Genomic DNA, 293 nt, shown 5'->3' with positions numbered 1-293 from the left:
GAAACCATTAGCTTACAATCATTCAGAGCCCTATGTCTTGTACAGGGTGATGGACTGCCTTTTGCATAATGAGCCTGCGAGTTGTGGTGTCTGGCAAGGTTAAGCCAAGTGCGAAGCCGTAGCGAAAGCGAGTCTTAATAGGGCGACATAGTCAGATGCTGCAGACCCGAAACGAAGTGATCTATCCATGAGCAGGTTGAAGCTGGTGTAAGAGCCAGTGGAGGACCGAACCCATTGACGTTGAAAAGTCTCGGGATGACTTGTGGATAGGGGTGAAAGGCCAATCAAACTTC

Annotated in this window: 1 rRNA gene; it reads left to right on the top strand. The window is 49.1% G+C overall.

Annotated features, from left to right (window positions below):
• Positions 1-293, top strand: a 23S ribosomal RNA gene (locus tag CJ670_RS09885); the annotation flags it as partial.

This window comes from Arcobacter cryaerophilus gv. crypticus, assembly GCF_002993025.1.
Lineage (GTDB): Bacteria > Campylobacterota > Campylobacteria > Campylobacterales > Arcobacteraceae > Aliarcobacter > Aliarcobacter cryaerophilus_B.
The sequence above is the reverse complement of the archived record's forward strand: the minus strand, read 5'-3'. Positions and strand labels throughout refer to the sequence as shown.